Origin of the sequence: Nonomuraea antri, from assembly GCF_013283785.1 — a bacterium.
Taxonomy (GTDB): Bacteria; Actinomycetota; Actinomycetes; order Streptosporangiales; family Streptosporangiaceae; genus Nonomuraea; species Nonomuraea antri.
Window position 1 is genome coordinate 12,513 of sequence record NZ_JABCPZ010000144.1, and the last position, 15,710, is coordinate 28,222.

16 protein-coding genes and 2 pseudogenes are annotated in these 15,710 nt (G+C 64.6%); 8 read left to right on the top strand and 10 right to left on the bottom strand.

The window, feature by feature from the left end:
- Positions 1-65 precede the first annotated feature (65 nt).
- Complete coding sequence (locus HII36_RS35460; protein ID WP_217370373.1) at positions 66-632, top strand: hypothetical protein; 567 nt, start codon at positions 66-68, stop codon at positions 630-632.
- 149 nt (positions 633-781) lie between these two features.
- Here the strand turns inward: HII36_RS35460 and HII36_RS55990 are convergent, their stop codons facing one another.
- The gene (locus HII36_RS55990) at positions 782-1,087 is read right to left on the bottom strand and encodes a GmrSD restriction endonuclease domain-containing protein (protein WP_217370374.1); all 306 of its coding nucleotides are present in this window, start codon (positions 1,085-1,087) and stop codon (positions 782-784) included.
- Positions 1,088-1,528: 441 nt separating this feature from the next.
- Between HII36_RS55990 and HII36_RS35470 the strand changes: the two genes are divergently transcribed.
- A complete protein-coding gene (locus HII36_RS35470) occupies positions 1,529-2,197 on the top strand; it encodes a hypothetical protein (protein WP_173527688.1) in 669 nt (222 codons plus the stop codon).
- A 710-nt stretch (positions 2,198-2,907) separates the two neighbouring features.
- On the opposite strand, the gene HII36_RS35475 is transcribed toward HII36_RS35470, so the two are convergent.
- From HII36_RS35475 to HII36_RS35490, 4 genes are all read right to left on the bottom strand, one after another.
- Positions 2,908-3,921: an abortive phage infection protein gene (locus HII36_RS35475; protein ID WP_173527689.1), complete on the bottom strand. Its 1,014-nt coding sequence runs from the start codon at positions 3,919-3,921 to the stop codon at positions 2,908-2,910.
- A 9-nt stretch (positions 3,922-3,930) separates the two neighbouring features.
- Entirely contained in the window at positions 3,931-4,551 is a 621-nt protein-coding gene (locus HII36_RS35480) for a TetR/AcrR family transcriptional regulator (RefSeq protein WP_173527690.1), read from the bottom strand.
- Positions 4,552-5,118: 567 nt separating this feature from the next.
- Positions 5,119-5,604 carry a hypothetical protein gene (locus tag HII36_RS35485; RefSeq protein ID WP_173527691.1) on the bottom strand — a complete coding sequence of 162 codons (486 nt, stop codon included), beginning with the start codon at positions 5,602-5,604 and terminating at the stop codon, positions 5,119-5,121.
- A gap of 5 nt (positions 5,605-5,609) precedes the next feature.
- Positions 5,610-7,130, bottom strand: coding sequence for a hypothetical protein (locus tag HII36_RS35490; protein WP_173527692.1), 1,521 nt, complete (start codon positions 7,128-7,130; stop codon positions 5,610-5,612).
- Between the two features lie 123 nt (positions 7,131-7,253).
- Here HII36_RS35490 and HII36_RS35495 point away from each other — a divergent pair, with 123 nt between their 5' ends.
- A complete protein-coding gene (locus tag HII36_RS35495; protein ID WP_173527693.1) occupies positions 7,254-7,823 on the top strand; it encodes a hypothetical protein in 570 nt (189 codons plus the stop codon).
- 218 nt (positions 7,824-8,041) lie between these two features.
- A pseudogene (locus HII36_RS35500) lies at positions 8,042-9,576 on the top strand (ISL3 family transposase).
- A 23-nt stretch (positions 9,577-9,599) separates the two neighbouring features.
- Here the strand turns inward: HII36_RS35500 and HII36_RS59320 are convergent.
- The 3 genes from HII36_RS59320 to HII36_RS35510 are packed head-to-tail and all read right to left on the bottom strand — an operon-like array spanning position 9,600 to position 11,360.
- On the bottom strand, positions 9,600-9,905 hold the full coding sequence (locus HII36_RS59320; protein ID WP_407940842.1) for a DUF6527 family protein: 306 nt from the start codon (positions 9,903-9,905) through the stop codon (positions 9,600-9,602).
- 50 nt (positions 9,906-9,955) lie between these two features.
- Entirely contained in the window at positions 9,956-11,125 is a 1,170-nt protein-coding gene (locus HII36_RS35505) for a ThiF family adenylyltransferase (protein ID WP_173527694.1), read from the bottom strand.
- Positions 11,100-11,360 carry a multiubiquitin domain-containing protein gene (locus tag HII36_RS35510; protein WP_173527695.1) on the bottom strand — a complete coding sequence of 87 codons (261 nt, stop codon included), beginning with the start codon at positions 11,358-11,360 and terminating at the stop codon, positions 11,100-11,102. The genes HII36_RS35505 and HII36_RS35510 overlap by 26 nt, the downstream gene beginning before the upstream one ends.
- A gap of 103 nt (positions 11,361-11,463) precedes the next feature.
- Between HII36_RS35510 and HII36_RS35515 the strand changes: the two genes are divergently transcribed.
- On the top strand, positions 11,464-11,874 hold the full coding sequence (locus tag HII36_RS35515) for a helix-turn-helix domain-containing protein (RefSeq protein ID WP_217370375.1): 411 nt from the start codon (positions 11,464-11,466) through the stop codon (positions 11,872-11,874).
- A 30-nt stretch (positions 11,875-11,904) separates the two neighbouring features.
- Entirely contained in the window at positions 11,905-12,480 is a 576-nt protein-coding gene (locus HII36_RS35520; protein WP_217370376.1) for an ImmA/IrrE family metallo-endopeptidase, read from the top strand.
- A 251-nt stretch (positions 12,481-12,731) separates the two neighbouring features.
- On the opposite strand, the gene HII36_RS35525 is transcribed toward HII36_RS35520, so the two are convergent.
- Positions 12,732-14,315 carry a competence protein CoiA family protein gene (locus HII36_RS35525; RefSeq protein WP_173527697.1) on the bottom strand — a complete coding sequence of 528 codons (1,584 nt, stop codon included), beginning with the start codon at positions 14,313-14,315 and terminating at the stop codon, positions 12,732-12,734.
- 146 nt (positions 14,316-14,461) lie between these two features.
- Here HII36_RS35525 and HII36_RS35530 point away from each other — a divergent pair, with 146 nt between their 5' ends.
- Together HII36_RS35530 and HII36_RS35535 are read left to right on the top strand one after the other, a co-directional pair.
- Entirely contained in the window at positions 14,462-14,932 is a 471-nt protein-coding gene (locus HII36_RS35530; protein WP_236004198.1) for a hypothetical protein, read from the top strand.
- A gap of 174 nt (positions 14,933-15,106) precedes the next feature.
- Positions 15,107-15,643, top strand: coding sequence for a restriction endonuclease (locus HII36_RS35535; RefSeq protein WP_217370377.1), 537 nt, complete (start codon positions 15,107-15,109; stop codon positions 15,641-15,643).
- On the opposite strand, the pseudogene HII36_RS35540 reads toward HII36_RS35535, so the two are convergent.
- Positions 15,593-15,710 (bottom strand): annotated as a pseudogene (locus HII36_RS35540) (IS5/IS1182 family transposase); the annotation flags it as partial. The gene HII36_RS35535 and the pseudogene HII36_RS35540 sit on opposite strands and share 51 nt — an antisense overlap.

A 15,710-nucleotide genomic window follows, 5' to 3' on the forward strand; every position in this document is an offset into this window, starting at 1 on the left:
GTAATCACAAGGTCACAATTAGCGATCTGGTCGTGGATGCGACCAGACAGGCACCGGAGACGCACTTGCGACAGATCCGCCCGGCCCGCGCCGTCCTCACCGGCACGATCCTCACCCTGGCCCTGGCCGGACTCTCACCAGCCAACGCCGCCCACGCGGCGGAGGTCATCATCATCGACGGCTACACCCAGACGGTGAAGGAATCGTCCGGCACCCCCGTCCTCTGCCCCACCAACCAGGTCCTGCTCGGCCGCTCACACTCCGGTGACGAAAACGGCAACACCACCTACTACTGCGGCCTGATCCTCATCGACGGGCAGCAAGTCAGGGTGGGCGCGCCGTCCTGGAGCAGCTCCCAGCGGGAGAGCAACTCCTTCTTCGCCGCCCCGGGCGACCACGTCCTGGTCGGCCGCTCCCACTCCGGCGACGAGAACGGATCCACCCGCTACGCCACCGCCACGATGAGCGCGTGGGGCCGCACCGTCGAACTGACCTCCTACCGCTGGAGCCCCAGCCAGAGGGAAAGCAGCAGCTACTCCAAGGCCGGCGACTACGAAGTCATGGTCGGCCGCCAGCACGTCGGCGACGAGAACGGCCAGACCCAATACCAATACGCCCGGATCGCCGACTAGACCCTCAGCAACTGTCGGGCCGCCTCAGCCGTCCTGAGGCGGCCCACAGCTCGTCTCAAGCCCCCCAAATGCTGAGACAGCACCGGGATCCGCCGTCCGGGAACAGAGGGAAACTTCTGAGACACCACATCGATGGACACCTTGACAGATCACATAACGACGTAGCGGCAGCGCACGGCCTTGATCGGCAGCCAGGATGCGGGGTCCTTATCGGCCTTTTGCCGGTTGGAGCGGGCGGTGACGGCGACCAGGTGCTCGGGGTGTTGGAGGTGGTTGGCGTACCGCTCGCGCCTGGCGGCGTCCCACGCCGAGGCGCCGCTGTCCCAGGCTTCGGCCAGTGGGACGAGGTGGTCGACGTCGAGCCGTTCACCACGACGTCGTCGTAGTAGCGGATGCCGTTCGCCCCACCCCGGACGACCCCGGCCGGGCCAGGCCCGCTGAGCCCGCCGTGCCACGCGCCGCCCTCGGTGGTGTGTCCGCGGTGGCAGGCCGCGATCCCCACGAGGAACGTCAGGTCCGCCTGGCCGCCCAGCGCATGCTGGCTGATCACATGCGCCATCCGGACTCGCCCACCCGCCGCTGGTGGCAGCCCCGCACCGCCGACCCCGACACCCGCCACTGGCCGGATATCCGCCTCGATCTCACCGGCGCTATCCTGATGGACTTCGACCTGAGCCATTGCCGTATCAGAGAGGCCGGATTCGGCGGGGCGACCTTCACCAGCGGGGAGACCACAGGGTTGGAGCGGGCCGGGTTCATTGGCGCGTGGGTGGCGCCGGCGGCAGACGTGTGCCGGGTGCGGCCGCCGTGCCGGCGGACGGAGGAGACGGCGGATGGCTTGGGGGAAGCCCCCGTGAGCACCGATTACATCTCCGGGCGTGTCCTACGATGTGCCGATGGAGCGCGAGATCACGAGCTCGAACTATCAGCTCTGGCAACCCGTATACCGGCAGTCCGGATCCGAAGTGCGCTGCAGTTTCGATGTCACATCGCCAGAGGCGCGCGGCATCAACGAGGGGGATGCCGAGCTCTTCGCGGGTTTCCTGGCGACCATGGATGTGTGCGCGGGAGACGTGAAGAGCTGGACCGTCCAACGATTCGCCAGTCCTTACTACGCCTATGATCCGGCGCGCGACGATGAGGGAGACTTGTTCGGGCTCGCGTGGCGAGTGACTTTATCGATCACCGGTGTCACCGGATATCGCGCGTGCGGGAAAACCGGTCCCTATTCGGCGGACGGCTTCGATCCGACGTGGGTGGACGGACCCGCCGGCCTCACGGGAGAGGAGGAGAGATGCGTGCTCATCGCAGCCGAGGGGCCCACCCGGGAGTTCTCCCTGCGGGATTCCTACGGTGGTGGAGAGCTGGAGCTCATCGAGTACGCATTTCCGCACCGCACTGTTCTCCAGGCAAGGCTCGACCTCGGCGTCGTGAACCTGCGCGGGTCGGTCGGGCCGGTTCGCGAACTGCTCCACGAGTCCAAGATCCGTTTCATGACGACTCATGAGTCGGACGCGTTCCAGCGCTCGGCTTGGCAGCAACCCGCCGAATGGAGAAGCCTGTGATACGGCGGACGGCCTGGACGAGGCGGTGCACGCTGACCAGGTCGTCGGTCTCTTCGCCGACGAGTTCGGAGGTGGTCAAGGTGATGAGGCTGTAGGAGGCCAGCAGCGCCAGGGCCTCGTCGATCTGGAGTTCGTTGGTGCCGGACAGGGCGGCCGGCCCGCAGCGCGGCGAGCGCGTGGTCAACGTGGCAGGCGGCCATCCACGCCAGAACGTGCGGGTCACAAATGGCCGGGTGGGCGCGGTAGTTCGGGGGCAGGCAGCCGAGCAGCCAGTGGGCGGCCTTGTTTGTCCAGGCAGGGTCTTCGCTGGACAGCGGGACATCGGCAGTCCGGTGGCGGGGGCGGTTCACCGGCGCGGCGCTGCCCGCCGGCGCCGGACCGGGGCACTGTCGGGCAGTGTGGGGGTCGGCCTATGGGCAAGGTTGGCCTCAGCAACCGCCATCTGAGACGTTGCCGCAGGTGGACGGTGGTCAAAACCCTGACTCGGCGAGGACCTGCACTTGACCATGTGGATCACGAGTGCGGTCTCCTGCTCGCGCCGTCGTGGAGCGGTGCCGACCGCTCGGTGAGATAGCGGTAGAGGTCCGGAGCGCCGCGGCCGGTCACTCCGCCCATGAGGTTGGTCGACCCGGTGGTTGCCGCCGCAGCGTCGGCCTTGGGTGCGAGGTCAGCGCAGCGCCGACGGCGGAGGGTCGATGGGCGGCGGGAGATCAGGCCTGACCACCGTACAGCCGAGCCACTTCGTGGAAGGCTGCTTTCGGCTCCCAGCGATACGATCCCGCAGCCTCGTCCTGGATGACTTTGACGATGCCGTAGCCCGCCATGTCGAGATCATGCCGGGGATCGGCGGAGTGTGGGTGGTGCGGCTCGATGAACTCGAACACGTACGCGCCCTGCACGTTCTCCTCCTCGAAGATCCCGATCAGTTCGGCGATCTGCTCGGCCTGGACGCGCTCGTTCCTGACCCACGAGCCGTTGATGACTGGCGTTGGTCCGCCGCGATCGATGATCGCGTGGCTGGAAGGGCCCTTTTCCGCGGCGCCGTCGTAGCCGCCGCAGCCGAACTCGACGATGACCACAGGCTTGCCGTACTGGTGGAATCTGCGCAGGTTCTTGACGTACCTGGAACGGTTGTATGGCATGCGGTAGTAGTCCAGCCCGACGACGTCGAACGGTGTCCAGTCCACCCCCTCCCACAATCCCGCGCCGTAGGTGATGCGGCCCCTGAAAGCGGACCTGGCGACTGCGGCGGCCTCGCCCAGGAGACGGTTCAGCTTCCTGTTGAACCAGGGGAACAGCGGCCAGTACAGCGGAGAGCCCAGCTTGGCGCTTCTGTCCTCGTGGGAGGCGCCGGGGATGATACCCGCGGAGAAGACGGTGAGCTCACAGCCCACGTTGAGGTCGATCGCCTCATATTTCTTCCTGAGGAGTTCGGCGGCTTCGGCCGTTCGCGCCAAATGGTCCAGCATCTTCTGCGGAGCGGCGTCGATCAGCCGGGGTTGCAGCCATACGTGCAGCCCGTTCTCCAACGCGACTGTTGCGGTCTGAACGAGCCGGTCGAGGTCGGTGCCGTAGATGCCGACGGAATTGGCGTGCAGTTGGTCACGGACAGCGCGGATCTCCTGACGCATCAGATCGGGCCGCCACTCTCCCCGGGACAGGACGCCGTCGGGAAGATAGTTCGTACCGACGTCGTAGTTGACGCCTTTGTGGGTCAGGCCCATGAGAAGTCCCTACTTCCGGGTGGCATGGTCGAAAAGGGTGATCAGCTCGCTGGCATAGGCGGTGAGATCGACGGTGGGGTCCACCGCCCACCGGCTGAGCGCCCCGATGAGGGCCTGGCCGACGGTCACGGCGACCACCTGGGGATCGAAGTCCCGGAACTCGCCGTCATCCAGGCCCTGGCGCAGGATGTCGGTCAGCAGCGTGATGACCGATTCATCGGTGGTCGTCGCGAAGCGTGGCGTGCCGTCGGCTGCGCGGTGGCTGCCGACGATGTCTCCCACCGCCAGCACACGAGAGCGGTGCGATCGCAGGTAGTCCAGGTTGGACTGGATATAGGCCCGGAGCCTGCCGGCCGCCGTCGTCTCGGTTTCGAGCCGCGCCTGGATGAACGCCCACGTATCGTCGTTGATCTGGTTGACCACCTGTTCCAGCAGCTCATCCTTACCGGCGAAGTGGTAGGAGATCACACTCTTGCTGATCTGCGCGTGCTGCGCGATCCGTGACAGCGATGCTTGCGCGTAACCGACGCTCGCCACCGTCTCGATGGCGGCATCGATGATCTGTCTCCGGCGGGCCTCTTCGATGATGGGGTTCTTTTTTCGGCCGATCGGCCTACTCTCAGGCTGCATGGACTGATAGTAGGCCGATCGGCCTGATTCAACAAGCCACGCCGCCAGCCGGCGGTGCCCCGCTCGGGGCGTGACCGTAGGGTGGGTGGGGACTTGAACCCAACGACCCGCGGATTATGAGAATCCTCGGTAAGTGTCATCCGGTGCCGCCAGGTGTCGTTTTGTGCCGCTGGGGCAAGGATTGCCCACACCGCAGTGGCGGCCTGTGTCGATGCGTGCCGCGTTGTCGGGCGTACATGCGAGCAACCACCGAGCAATCATGCGTTCTTGACCGTCGGCACTATTTCCCTTTTGTTCCCTGTTCAATGCGGCACCAGGGGCGGGTATTAGGTGATGAGAAACGCGTGCGAGCAGTCATGGAGCAGCTTCCGCTGGGCTAGGGGGCGGTTCAAACGCTAGGTATGTCCGGCGGTCCGCGTGTAAGGCAGGAGGGGATTCGCCAGTACTGCAGGAGCATGACGTATCTCCTCTAGCTCCTTTGGATTGAGCGCGCTTCTGCCAGATGAAGGTCGCCCCATGATCGTTCATCGTCTGGGGAGCGAAAGGCAGCACCGCGCATTCGTGCGGTTAGGAAGCGGCGGCGATCGTAGGCTTGAAGTGATCATCTATGTTGCGCAATCGTACCGTCACGCGATCCCTAGGGTCGTTGTCGAGGCCGTGCGTTTCCTTTCGTGTGTCGGGTAAGTCATTCAGGAAGATGCTGAGATCGTGCATGGCCTGCTTCAGGCCTAGATGCACCTCGGTCCATCCTCGGCGCTCGCTCGACTCCTCCAGGTACTCGGTCTCCATGTGTATGATCACCTCCGAGATCGCTGCGGACGCCTGGGCCGCGAGTAGCTCGAGTTGCCCAGCATTCGTTGTGTCCAGCAGCGCCCACAGAGCGGCCATGACTGTGCCAAACTGCTCCTGTTCGATCTCCAACTCTCCCTGTTCTTTCAGAACCTTCCGCCGCAGAAGGTGCGCCTGCCGGTTCCACTCTTGGTCTATCCAGGAGATCTTCGCCTTGGCGGCGTCCAGGGCTTTGTGGTATGTTTCTCCGCCCCCGGCCACCACGCGCCTCAGGCCAGGAGCAGGGGCGGTAACGTCTGCGCGATTCGACTGGCCCGTTGGGCGGCCCGTCTCTGGAGACCTGTCTTGAGACGGGCATCCATGGCGTCCTTCAAGGCGTCCCGCAGTTGGCCGATCAGGGTCTGGATGCTGATGGCGTGGGGCGAGTCGATCGCATAATTCTGCTTCTCCAGGTAGGCGCGCAGTGTGACGGTGCCACGGCGCACGCTGGCCCAGTTGCCACCGAACTCGGCCTCCTCCAGCAGTCGAACGAATTCCGCGATGTCTTTGGAGGGGCTGCCCGTCTGTGAGGCCCCGTCCGCCCTCTTGCCACGGCGCTGGCGGGCGGAGGCGATGTCGATCGGGAGCCTTGCTTGTTCGGCGAAGTCATCGGCTGCCTCCGCCGCGAGCTCGAAGAACCAGTCGTCGAGCGGGATATCGACTCCTGGGATTTTCCGGCCGATGAAGAGCAGCCCGGCGGCGCAGAGGCTGAGGGCGCACTGCGGCAACCACCGGTCGCCGTACGACTCTCTGTTGGCCCATGCGTATCCGGCCTCGTAGACGGCGTTGACCACAGCCCGGTGGTCACTGAGTCCGAAGTCGTTCTCCGCGCTTCGGTGTCGGGCCAGAACGTGCACAAGTTGGCGGGCGGTGTTCGAGGTCGGGTTCATCTGTCCGAGCCACCGGGTGGCCATCGAGACGAGCAGATACATCGGATCCCATGTAAGCGGCTGGTCGGTGCCGCGGCCACCATAGTCGATGATCTGATAATTCTCTGCGGCGAAATGCGGATAGCCGGGAATGAGTAGGTTGAACACGTTGAGGTCGCCGTGTCCGTCCCCGATCAGAGCGCCACGCGACACCGGCGACGCTCCGGCGGGCGTGTCAGGGTCGGCGAGCGCGAGGGGGTTGCGCAGCTCACGAGTCCATCCGGGGAGGCGTATGGTCTCGCGGTGAGAGGGGGCGTCGATACGGGTGGCGAAGGCGGCGAGCGGTCCGTCGGGACCCATCCGCGCCTCGCCCACCAACGAGCGAAGGTACTCGGCCACGGTGTATGGGCGGGTAAGGTCCGTGCGGCCGGCGTTCCAGCCGTCGAGCACGGAGGAGACGATCGTGCGGCAGACTTCTCTGAGGTCGGGCCGGCCAAGATGGTCGGTGAGTGGGCGGCAGTTGGTGGGGTCCCGCCCGGCGACATCCATGACGACGGCAGCACACCGGCCTTCTTTGATCTTGTCTACCGGTTTCGCCAAGTGTCGCTCGGCGAAATCCTGCGGCGCCTCGTCGTAGGTTAAGAAGATCCGTTCGGGCTCGGCGGCGTCCAAGCAGAATTTCAGGACGCGCTGCCGCGTCGGCTGACGCCTGACTTTGATCTCTACCAGTAGCACCTGTGCGCCACTGAATCCGCCGATGAGGACCTCGAGCAATTCGACGTGCCGGCGGTCACCGGTTGCCGCGAGATAGGCGTCAAAATCCTTGAGTACCTCGGCGGGCACGGCTGACCAGCGGGGATCCGACCGGTTCCGTCCGCCCATGCCGCCTCCAACGGGATTTCTGCCCGTTCTGATGCATCGCCATTTAAACAGCGTGCGGGACGAAATCAAGCGATCAGGCGTTCGATCTGGTGACCGCTGGTACTCGATGGCCACAATGAGTGGGTGACGAATGCGGTTGTGACACTGCTCGCCGTCGTGGTCGGAGCACTCGCCACCTTCGTAGGTACGGCTTTCGCTGACCGGCTGCGCTTCCGTCGTGACCAGGCGCGGCATTGGTCCGACAAGAAACTGGCCGCGTATGCCGAGTACCTGAACGCGGCCAAGGCAATGAACCGGATCTCGCGGCGGATCCTGGCTGGGAGGGGAATCGGCGAGCGCGCTGTGGCGCTGAAAGGCGATGATGCACTTGAACTCCTTGCTGAGGCGGAGGCGCGGCGGGCCGACGCGAGCGAGATGGTCGCGCTGATCGGCGACGCTGATGTGGTGGCTGCGGTCCGGCGTTTGAACCGGGAGATTTGGCGGCTGCAGTGGATCGCGCGAGGCCTGTTGGACGCCGACGAGGAGGCGTGGGAGATCTGCAACCAGGCGTATGTCCGTGCGCTCAACACGGTGCATGAGAGCGTCCGTAGCGAGTTGCACGTCCCTGGGAAGCACCTGCCCCGTGAGGCTGGCCCGCCGGGGGTTCCCGAACTGCCTGCGCGCCCGGCCAGTGAGGCCGAAGGGATGCGGTGATATCTGCCCGGTGAGTGGTTGTCCGGCTCGCGCGCACGCTGTGCGTCCGTCAATAGCCACCCTTAAGGTAACGATTATGCAACGCTGGTTCCTTCCATGTGTGCCATAAGCCCCAGATGAGCGTGGGAGATTTTGGCAACTAATCGGCTGTCTGTCGCTTTTTTGGCTCTGGCCCGTAATCGGTGGTGGCGCTGGGTGATCCCCTGCCGGGCTGTGCCGTGCTGAAGATCGACGATCTTACGGATGTTGTGTTCGCGAGACTGTCTGCCCTGGTCATCGATGGCATAGAGGACGAGGGCAACCACATCCGGGTGATGGCCCGTACGCGCGACGAACCGATGCCGTGCCCCGCGTGTGGAGTGCCGACCGGTCGAGTGCACGGCTACACCGGTCGGACGGTCACCGATGTGCCGGTCGACGGGCGGCCGGTGATGGTGTCGCTACAGGTGCGGCGTCTGGTCTGCCCAGCACGGGGATGTCCTCGGCAGACGTTCCGTGAGCAGGTTCCCGGGCTGCTTGAGCGCTACCAGCGTCGGACGAACAGGCTCACCGGCCAGCCGGGCGCGGTGGTCCAGGAACTGGCCGGCCGGGCCGGTGCCCGGCTGCCGGAGGTCCTGGCCGTCACGATCTCCAGATCCACAGCGCTGCGCCTGCTGATGCGGCTGCCGCTGCCACCGCTGCAGGTCCCCCGCGTGCCGGGGGTCGATGACTTCGCTCTCAAGCGACGGCACCGGTATGCCACCGTCCTGACTGACGCCGAGACCGGTGAGCGGATCGATGTCCTGCCCGGCCGCGGTGCCGAGCTGCTGGAGGCGTGGCTGCGATCCCACCCTGGGGTCGAGATCGTCTGCCGGGACGGGTCAGGTGCCTACGGGGAGGCGATCCAACGTGCTCTGCCGGATGCGGTGCAGGTCGGCGACCGGTGGCATCTGTGGGCGAATTTCTGCGACAAGACCCTCGCCGAGGTTCGCTCCCACAGCGCCTGCTGGCCACGGTCAACCCGCCTCGCCCCGCCGGCGTCCACGAACGGACCACTCGCGAGCGCTGGGAGCAGATCCACGACCTGCTGGGCAAGGGCGTCGGCCTGCTGGAATGCGCCCGCCGCCTGAACCTGTCGCTCAACACCGTCAAGCGCTACGCCCGCACCCACAAACCCGAGGCTTTACGCCGCGCACCGCGCTACCGGCCCACGCTCGTCGATCCCTACCGCGATCACCTGCGCGAGCGACGCGCCACCGACCCGGCCGTGCCCGTTCAGCAGCTGTTCCGGGAGATCAAGGAGCGCGGCTACACCGGCAGTCTCAACCTGCTCTACCGCTATATCACTCAAGGCCGAGCCGAAGGAGACCGGCCCGTCACCACCCCGCGCCGCCTGGCGCGTCTGCTGCTCACTCACCCCGGCCGACTCCGTGATGGCGACACCCGGCTGGTGCGAGAGCTCATCGCCGCCTGTCCCGAGCTGACCGAACTCGCCCACCTTGTCCGCGACTTCGCCGCGCTTCTCGCCCCGGCTGAAGGCAACGACGACAAGCTCACCACCTGGATCACCACTATCCGCGCCGCCGACCTGCCTCACCTGCACGGCTTCGCCAACGGCATCGAACTCGACCGCGCCGCCGTGAACGCCGCCCTCACTCTTCCGCATCACAACGGCCGCACCGAGGGCGTCAACACCCGCACGAAGAGGATCATGCGCCAGATGCACGGCCGCGCCGGATTCGATCTGTTGCGCCACCGCATCCTGCTGCCCTGACAGTCACTAACCGCCACCACCGATTACGGGCCAGAGCCGTTGTTGTTCTTACAGTCCCGGTCTCTGCGGTCGCGTGCCCGATTGTTGGCGATTTCGCGGGCGGTGTAGCGGCGGCCCCACCGCACCGCGCCGTCCCTGATCCAGTAATGGGAGCGGCAGGGCAACCCCCAATTGCCGATCGAGGGGCACAGAGAGATGTTCTCCCCGTTGTAGGTGAGCGTCCACTGCCCTGGGGACAACGGAGTGACGACCTCCTGGCCACAACCGCAGGCACACAAGTGTCCGCAGGTGGCATAGGGGATCGAGACGTAAAGCACTCCGCGCTCCATTTCCGGGGGAAAACTCTCAACGAATTCTGGGCGCAAAAACGCGACGGCGGTCACGGGAGGTCCTCGTTGGCGATCTCGTTGGTGATCAGCGAGTAGGTCGTGAAGGACTCGTCAGTTACGTCGGAGTAGATGCCGAGGTGGCGTTTCCAGCGGCCAACAGCGAGAAGCGCGTTAAGCGCGTTCAGGTCGCTGGTCTGGATGTTGCGTCCGTAGTCGTCATGTTCGGGGGCTGGGGGCGGGATCCGGCGGCGAGCTTGACCGCGACGTCCCGGCAGGCTGGTGGACACCCGCAGTAGACCTGTGAGGCGGCCGTCGATCTCCTCGACGCCCATGCCGACATCGATGAACGGCACGTCGTGAGCCTCCAGCCAGTCCATAATCGTCGCCTTGCTCAGCGCATCGTCCGAGGCGAGGAACACGAAGGTCACCCCGGACAGAACCTCGAGGTTGTCCTCATCAAGGTAGTGCTCGTAGGCGGCGACGCCACGGTGCATCCGGGAGTAGACCGACGCGAAGTAGGCGGCCTTGTTCGGGCGCTCGCGCAGCGTCTCCAGCGACGCCGCGCCCGGCGCTCGGAAAGCGTTGTGATTGTCGAAAAGGTCTCCGTCGATGAGGAGGATCGACTCGACCTCGCTCTTGGCGACCTGATCCAAGATATAGCCGCCAGTGCCGCCGAGCCCGATGATCGCAATGCGGTGGCCACGGAAGCGGCGGTGGACCGCCGCGAGCCCGGCCCGGGAGGTGGCGGTGTCACGGTAGACGAATGGCGAGTCGTCATCGACCTCCTGCCAGGCCGCGCCTGGGGTGGCCGTGACCGCCTCGTCGAGCGCCTGGGCCTGGTCGGCGATCATCCGTGTGTAGGCGGTGACCTTCGTGTACTGGTCGGGGTAGCCGGACGGCCCGGGCTTTGAGGACAGCATGAAGTCCGCCTGGATGCCGTCGGCGATCACTCGGACCTCGGGATTGACCATCGGCAGCCTGCGGCCGTGCTCGTCACATGGTGCCGACCCTCCGAACCAGATCCGGTGGTCGGTGTCGCTGACAACCCGGTCTCCGCTAATGATGACCGGGTAGGCCAGAAACCCGTGTTGCACGGTCCCGGCCTCTGTGACGTAAGGGATGTGCCGGACGATCAGGTGCCCCGCCTGCACCACGACCTCGTAGCCGTCGTCGAGCAAGCGGGACAGGTCCGGGTCACGAACGAGAGGTGCGGACGACATCGAAGACCATTCCGTTCTTGACGTTCACGCTGTGGCCGGCGGTCAGGCTGCCGGCCCCGTGCCCGTCGTGACCGCGGCTGTACCGGACGGTGTAGGTGTCTTGGTCGGTCGGCGGCTGGCCCGGGTAGGCGAGCTCGACGGCCTGCTCAAAGGCAATTGCCTTCTCCCGCCAGGGGTGCGAGCGCGTGTTGACGATGATGGTGACGAGCGGGCGCCCGTGGTCGTCCTGGGACATCGGTATCTCCTGTGGCGCGCGGCGGACCAGCCCACATCTGCGCCAGATATAGACCAGTGCTCGAAATTTCGAGCACTGCTACTGTAGCAGGAGTGAGCGACATGTGGAGCAGTGGAAGAACTCAGGGGCGTCCGGGATGAGCGATACCCCTGGTGTAGACGTCAAGGCGCTACACGCGGCCCTGGATGCCGCGCGCGCAAAGGAAGGCCTGTCGTGGCGGCAGTTGGCCAAGGAGATTGGCGTGTCAGCGTCGACGATCTCTCGTATGGCCAACGGGTTGAAACCAGACGTCACGGCATTTGCGGCGATGACAACCTGGCTGCGGATGCCGGCGGAGTCCTTTTACGTGGACCCGATGCGGTCGGACGCGGAGGAGCCGGAACTGGTAGCTTCTCTCGTCCCGCTGCTGCGGGCACGTCGTGATCTCTCAGAGAAAGACGTGGCCTACCTGGAAGAGGTCATCGCCGCTGCAGCCCGACGGTTCCAGGTCGAACGAAAAGGCCAGGAGGGTTGAATGACCCGTGGTGGGTGGACGCAACTGCGGATGCGTGAGGTCGTGCTCGAAGAGCGAGAAGGACTTGGACTGAGCCCGACTGACCCGCTCGATCCATATGCGCTGGCCGAGGCCCACGGGATCCCCGTCTACGGACTTGAGGGCCTGCTCGCCCACGGTGTGAGCGATGAGGCTTTCAGCCACTTCGCCATGGGAAACTCGACTGTGTGGTCGGCAGCCCTGCTACCGCTGGGCACGGCGCGTGTCATCGTGGAGAACGAGTCCCACGCCCGTGTCCGACGGCGTTCGAACATCGCGCACGAGCTTGGTCATTTCCTGCTGGAGCACCCCTTCGACAACGTGATCCTGGGTGAGGACCACAAGCGGCAGTTCGACGAGAGGCAGGAGAAGGAGGCGACCTTCATGGCCGGTGAGTTGCTGATCCCGCTCGCTGCAGCCGAACGCATGGCCTTCCACGGCTGGGACAACGCGCGTGTTGCCGAGGCGTATGAGGTAAGTACTCAGTTCGCGCAGATGCAGATGAAAGGCCAACGTGTGCGGGCGGAACGAGCTGCGCACAAGTACGGTTTCGGCAAGTCGGAGACCGGTTCTTCGTCCTACTCGTAAACCTGCCGGACTCATGGAGGGCCCGGCTCCTGCACGGAGCTCGGGCCCTCCGCCAAGCGATTACCTGATGGCGTTGGTTCCCAGGACCACATCGAAAGTGGTTCTGCTGCCACCGCTTTCACGCTTCGTTGGGGTTCAAATGGATAGGGGTGGCTTTGCTATCGCTGGGGGGATTGTCTGTTAGCCCTACCCAGGCCAGGTGGTCCTGCAGTCGCAACAAGCCGCGCGAGCACATGCTCCGATCTCAGTGTTCACTGCCTTCTGCCTCGAGCCTCACCCGCCGGCTGTCTCCTGTACCGTGCAAGCTGGTCGAATTGGTCCCGACGTTCACCGGCCGGCAGGCTATTCAGGAAGCGCCTCAGAGCCTCATACAGTTCCATAGCCTCACGGCGCTTGCCCTGGCTATTCGCGCGTTTGATCATCTCGGCGAGGATGGATGCCTGGTTCTCGTGGACATCCACCACGTTTGCCTTCTTTGCCGGGCGAGCTTGACTACCGCTGGTGCGCTGGGGTTTCTTTGTCGGCTTCGGAGCCGCTCGGGGCCCGCGGGTCTTTTGGCCGTTGCCCATTTGCTTGCGGGCCTGTATCTGCTGGCGTCGGGTGAGCTGGGGAATGAGTTCCTCCAACTCCGCTCGCAGTCTGGCCGATATTGCGTCGTCGGAGGAGAGCTGCGCCTGCTTCAGTTCTGCGAGCAGGGCGATCGACTTATTCCAGAGGGAGTCCTGGGGGACCTGCTTCTCGACGACTTTCACTTCGGGTTCATCGTGGAACAGGGGTGATAAGTCTTGGGCGTGGATCGTCCAGGTGAGGTTGCGCTCGTCTGGTTGGCTGTCGGCGACGCAGAGCGCTGGGCCCACGATCCGATAGGGGTGTCCGATGCTCAAGCTGCTCGCCGCCCTGGGAAGCCTCACCTGAACGATCTCGGCCGGAAGGGTGGCGACTGGGCAGGAGATTTCAGCCTCGATGGTCTGACCATCCGAAGTTCGAGGCAAGACCGTCAGGAGGTTAGTACTCAATGGGAAGCCTGTGGGTTGCATCTCTGCTCGGTGCTGTTCCTGTGTGACCGGAGACGGTGACTTCACGTTTGTGCTGGGGCTTTGGGAGGCTTCTCGGTGGCGCATTTCGGCCAGCCGAGGGGTCCACAGGTGTCCCTTCTCATCGATCTTGCAGTCGGCGAGATCGACCCAGAGTGGAATTTTGCCGCCTTCCTTGAGCCCGATCTGGACGCTGCGATGAAGCCCTTCGTTCCGGCAGGTCACGGTGAACGCGTGACCTGTTCGTTTGATCATCTGCCTGGCGAGGGTGACGTGTGGGCCAAACAGCCACTCAACCCTCTTACGTCGTCGGCGCAGCTCGGTGTCGCGTTTCGGCCAGTAACGCTGAGGGTCCCTCCTTAGATCGTCGCGGAGCGCGACGGCGAACAGCAGATCCGCAGTGGTCTCGATCGTCATGCCGGTACAGGTCCCGCCCTGGCGGGGCACCGTTCCCTCCAGCGCCACGGTTTTGACCTGATGACCATGACTCCTGAGCCATTCCACGAGCGCGCGACGGATGTAGAGGTGATCGGCACTCGCCTCGTCATTGCTGGAGCGCCTACAAGTCACGGGCTCGTCGGAACCTTCGGGGTGATGAGCGAAGTGCGGTACCCGCGTGGATCCGATTCGGGTGTAGAGCTCTCTTCCGCAACCGCCGAGCCACTCGCCACAGAAGAATCGACGTGTGCTGTATCTCGAGCGGAGGAGGATTGCGTCAGCCCGTTCGAAAGGCATCACGATTGGTTCGTGCGAATCGGGGGCACCGAGAACCGCGGTCTGGACCTTGCGCTTGTCCGTCATCAACACCAGCCCAGAGAAGAAGGACCGACAGTGCGAAAAGAGTACAAGACCGGGACAGCGGCCAACAGATCACCACACATGTACTCCAGTGCGGATCTCCTCGTCTCGTCACCCCTGCACATGACCCATTCGATGACGAGCTCTCCATGCGGCGTTCGAAGAAATCCGGCTATTCTCTATGTGGAGGCGATGCGATGTCTTTGTACGGTCGTGACGACGAGACCTGGGAACAGCTCACCGAAGCCGGGCTGAAGTTTCTGATCGAACGCGCACGGCTCCGAAAGACGACGTCGTACACGGAGTTGAACACCGTACTCGAGCGCCGAACCGGTCTCTCTGGGTTTGACTTCAGCCGGCAGGACGACCGAGCGGCCATGGGACATCTGCTCGGGCGAATAGTGGAGCGGAACCGTCCAGCGAGTGGCCTGATGATCTCAGCGCTGGTGATCTACTTGGACGGCAACGACGCGGGCGGTGGCTTCTACAGCCTCGCCGCCGACCTCGGACTTCTTCCGCGCAAGCCGTCGGCTCGGCAGAAGGAGGAGTTCTGGGTGGGCCAGCTCAACGGACTCTACGAGCATTACGCGCCCATGGCGGGTGCCAGCGGCTCTGTCTAAGCGACCTGTCGAGTATGGATGGCGCGATAGCGCTTGCCTCGGCAGGGACTGTTGGTGACGATGACGACCTGCTTGCAACTCGTGCGCCTGGCTCGGTTCACGACGTGTAAGACGAGCTCGTACGCGGTTCGCTGCGTGCCGACCAACGCGTGACCCGCTTATGGGGAGGGGATAGTGGCGATCAAGGACTCTGCCTTGAGGGGGTATCTACTCGAAGAGTCGCTGGCCTGGCTGCTGCGCTCAAGCGGTTACCGGCTGCTCGTCCACGAGAACCAGGACCCCGTCGAGCTGGTCACGGAGGGGGAGACACTTCGGGTACGCGGACGGGGTGCGCTCCATCAAGTGGACGTGCTCGGGGAATTCACGTTCACCCCGGCGTTCTCTATGCCCGTGCGGCTGTTCCTCGAGGCCAAGTACTACCAGGACCGATGCGGCCTGGAGATCGTACGAAATGCCCACGGTGTGATGCACGACGTGAACGAGAACTTCATGACCGACCAGAGAAGAGGGCCGCGCCAGCGGTATAAGTACTCGTATGCCCTGTTCTCCGCGAGTGGCTTCACCGCGGACGCCCAGAAGTACGCGCTCGCACACCAAATTTCCTTGGTGGACCTTTCCGGCGCTTCCTTCGCCTGGCTGCTCGGCCATATTGAGGCCTTTTCATCCGTGGGTGAGCTCGTAGTTCTGCAGGACGGCGATCGCCTTGCATAGCTGGCCTGCCTTGTGCGGGCAGCAGCGGAGCTTGCGGAGAATGCGCCAGCTCTTGAGCTGGGCGTTT

Bases quoted from the DNA above. Each gene is read 5' to 3' on its own strand.
- HII36_RS35520 (WP_217370376.1), top strand. From the start codon at position 11,905: ATGCGTGAGGTCGTGCTCGAAGAGCGAGAAGGACTTGGACTGAGCCCG.
- HII36_RS35525 (WP_173527697.1), bottom strand. From the start codon at position 14,315: ATGACGGACAAGCGCAAGGTCCAGACCGCGGTTCTCGGTGCCCCCGAT.
- HII36_RS59320 (WP_407940842.1), bottom strand. From the start codon at position 9,905: ATGGAGCGCGGAGTGCTTTACGTCTCGATCCCCTATGCCACCTGCGGA.
- HII36_RS35480 (WP_173527690.1), bottom strand. From the start codon at position 4,551: ATGCAGCCTGAGAGTAGGCCGATCGGCCGAAAAAAGAACCCCATCATC.
- HII36_RS35475 (WP_173527689.1), bottom strand. From the start codon at position 3,921: ATGGGCCTGACCCACAAAGGCGTCAACTACGACGTCGGTACGAACTAT.
- HII36_RS35470 (WP_173527688.1), top strand. From the start codon at position 1,529: ATGGAGCGCGAGATCACGAGCTCGAACTATCAGCTCTGGCAACCCGTA.
- HII36_RS35510 (WP_173527695.1), bottom strand. From the start codon at position 11,360: ATGTCCCAGGACGACCACGGGCGCCCGCTCGTCACCATCATCGTCAAC.
- HII36_RS35490 (WP_173527692.1), bottom strand. From the start codon at position 7,130: ATGGGCGGACGGAACCGGTCGGATCCCCGCTGGTCAGCCGTGCCCGCC.
- HII36_RS35530 (WP_236004198.1), top strand. From the start codon at position 14,462: ATGCGGCGTTCGAAGAAATCCGGCTATTCTCTATGTGGAGGCGATGCG.
- HII36_RS35505 (WP_173527694.1), bottom strand. From the start codon at position 11,125: ATGTCGTCCGCACCTCTCGTTCGTGACCCGGACCTGTCCCGCTTGCTC.